At 52.8% G+C, this 2,500-nt stretch carries 3 protein-coding genes; 2 read left to right on the top strand and 1 reads right to left on the bottom strand.

Annotated features, from left to right (window positions below):
* Nucleotides 1-84: 84 nt before the first annotated feature.
* Nucleotides 85-1,176, bottom strand: a complete 1,092-nt coding sequence (locus tag V6D20_06255) for a Gfo/Idh/MocA family oxidoreductase (GenBank protein HEY9815388.1) — start codon at nt 1,174-1,176, stop codon at nt 85-87.
* Between the two features lie 564 nt (nt 1,177-1,740).
* On the opposite strand from V6D20_06255, the gene V6D20_06250 reads away from it, so the two are divergent.
* Nucleotides 1,741-1,935, top strand: a complete 195-nt coding sequence (locus V6D20_06250; GenBank protein HEY9815387.1) for a DUF2949 domain-containing protein — start codon at nt 1,741-1,743, stop codon at nt 1,933-1,935.
* A 367-nt stretch (nt 1,936-2,302) separates the two neighbouring features.
* Nucleotides 2,303-2,500: IS630 family transposase (locus tag V6D20_06245; GenBank protein HEY9815386.1), on the top strand; the 198-nt coding region annotated here is incomplete at its 3' end.

Below are 2,500 nucleotides of genomic sequence, written 5' to 3'. Positions count from 1 at the left end.
AAGAGATGAACCGTTAGCTATAGGATCTGAAACTCCATGCACCATGCTGCGGAATCATCCCACCATTCAGCAATGCCCTCATCTTTATGACGATGGCACATCGACCCAAGCTCTGGCTTGATGGGAGGCATGGGTCAAATCCATCAATAGCTGAGAATATACACCTTCCTGCAGCGACGGAGCCGCCGGTTTGCCGTGATCAATGCACTGCACCCAGTGATCGACCACGCGGATAAAGGGAGCCAGGCGGCCATCATCGTAGGTCTGGGGAAACTGCAGGCGATCGGGAATCTCTACCTCGGTCAATGGGCCACCGTTTTCACTCAGCCATAGCTTAAAGCCATGAACATAGTCGCTTTGGTTATCACTGCCTAAGACCAAGGTGCCGCGATCGCCATAGATCTCCAGCCAATGCCCTCGCCCTTGATAGGTCACAGCGCTGAGGGCAATCTGACAGGGCGTCCCGTCCGCCAGATCCAGCATGATGCGGCAGGTGTCGTCAGCATCGACGGGCCTAGGCTCACCGCTCACCGGGTCGGGACGGGTAGCGATCGCTGTACTGAGCTGACCACATAGTCGCGTTGCCGGGCCAAACAGCCACAATAGATAGTCAAACACATGGGAACCGATCGCCCCCAGAGCACCGCCGCCTAAATCCTTTTGGGCATACCAGTTCCAAGGACGATTGGGATCGCCCCGTCCAGACACCAGCCAATCTATAGTAATAAAACGCTTCTGACCCACCACGCCCTCGGCCAGCAGTTCTGCCAACCGTTGCCAGGCCGGCACAAAGCGAAATTCAAAATCTAGGGCAGCGATCGCCCCGGTTTGCTGGGACAGCGCCAACAGGTGTCGTGCCTCATCGACCGAAAGCGCCGTAGGCTTCTCTAATAAAAGATGCTTGCCCGCCCGCAGCACCGCCTGGCCCATCTCCGCGTGCAAAAACGGCGGCGTTGAAAGACTCACCCCATCCACCGCCGGGCATTGCACCAGCTCGTCCACCGAGGTAAACACATGGGGAATGCTGTGCTGAGCAGCGATCGCCTCCGCCTTAGCGCGATCGCGATGGTACACCGCCGCCACGTTGGTGCGATGGTGGGCTTGAAAACCTGGAATATGGATTTTCTGCCCAAAGCCCGTGCCAATAATGCCAATGCCAAGTGTTGTCTGTGCCATGGCGTCTCATCTCCCTCATCTACGGTCAAGCGATCGCATCCTCTGATATTGCGCCGCGTCCGTCAAGGTGAAACGTCCGTCCCAACTATCCCGAAATTCCCAGTTCTCGCTCAGTTCCCGTTCAGGTTCCAGCCGTAAAACTGTCATATCCCCCCAACTCAGATCTCCTCACGATGAGGTTTCCTAGACAGTGGAAGAGACGCAGAGTTTTGGAGAGAGGGCAAAAAGATCGCAAGCAGCATCAGCTCCTAATCCCCAGCCTCCATCGAGGACATCTCCATCTCTACCTGTATGAATAATTCTCAGGAGTGATCCGATTTTCCCAAAACCTGTCACAATAAACGCCTAAGGATTCGTAAGGATCAACGGGCAGTGCCCAAGTTTTTTTCATGATTGCTGCGATTCGATTGCCTGATCTCTTTTGGCTATGGCGCTTTTCAAGCCAATATCTATCCAAAAGCGACAGCGACCTCGTATAATTCGGCGTAACAAATTCTGAGAAGCTGTTACAAACGTTAATAAATCTGTTAGATTAACTCACATTAGAAGATCAACTGCTGGTTCATGAACATTACTGAACGACAAGCTCATTTAATCAACTTTTTGCAAGACGACTTGGCCATTCCTGAAGACTCCATTGCCGTCGCCCTGCGCCACCATATTCAAAAAACCGATCCGTTGCCCATGGTGCTGTGGCAGTACGGACTGATTACCCTGGAACAGCTTGATAAGATTTTTGACTGGATGGAAACGGCCTAGGATCGCAAGACAGAAGAACGAAGACAGAAAAACGAAAAGGAATCCAGGACACACAAGGGTTTCCGTCTTCGTCAATAGGCGGGCTACTTCCGCCTCAGAGTACTAGGGGGCTGAGTTCTGCTGGCTGAGTAGGTGACCATCAAGCAACAGTGACCGTCGAGCAACGGTGGTGTCAATCTGGTGAACGGACAAAGCGCGAGAACTTTCACGATAAAGCCCCTCTTCCAGGACGGTCGAGGGGCTTCGATATTACGTGGGATAGTCTTCTGCCAGCATTCCGCCAATATGTCCAAGGACGGCGTTATACCAAGTCCGGCTAATCAACCCTAGAATGAGTAATGGAGTTGTATAACAGGCTGAAAGCAAGATGGGGCGTCGACTGAAGCTAGAACCACATTTAACCATTGAGGAACTGGAGCAGCGTTATAAATCCGCCAAGAGCGGGATTGAACGGGGGCATTATCAGCTCATCTGGCTATTGCACTTGGGCAAGGGTACCGCTGAGGTAGCTGAGGTTACCGGCTACAGCCGAGCCTGGATTTATGACGTGGTCAGAAGCTATAAC

The organism is Candidatus Obscuribacterales bacterium (genome assembly GCA_036703605.1).
Classification (GTDB): Bacteria; Cyanobacteriota; Cyanobacteriia; order RECH01; family RECH01; genus RECH01.
The sequence above is the reverse complement of the archived record's forward strand: the minus strand, read 5'-3'. Positions and strand labels throughout refer to the sequence as shown.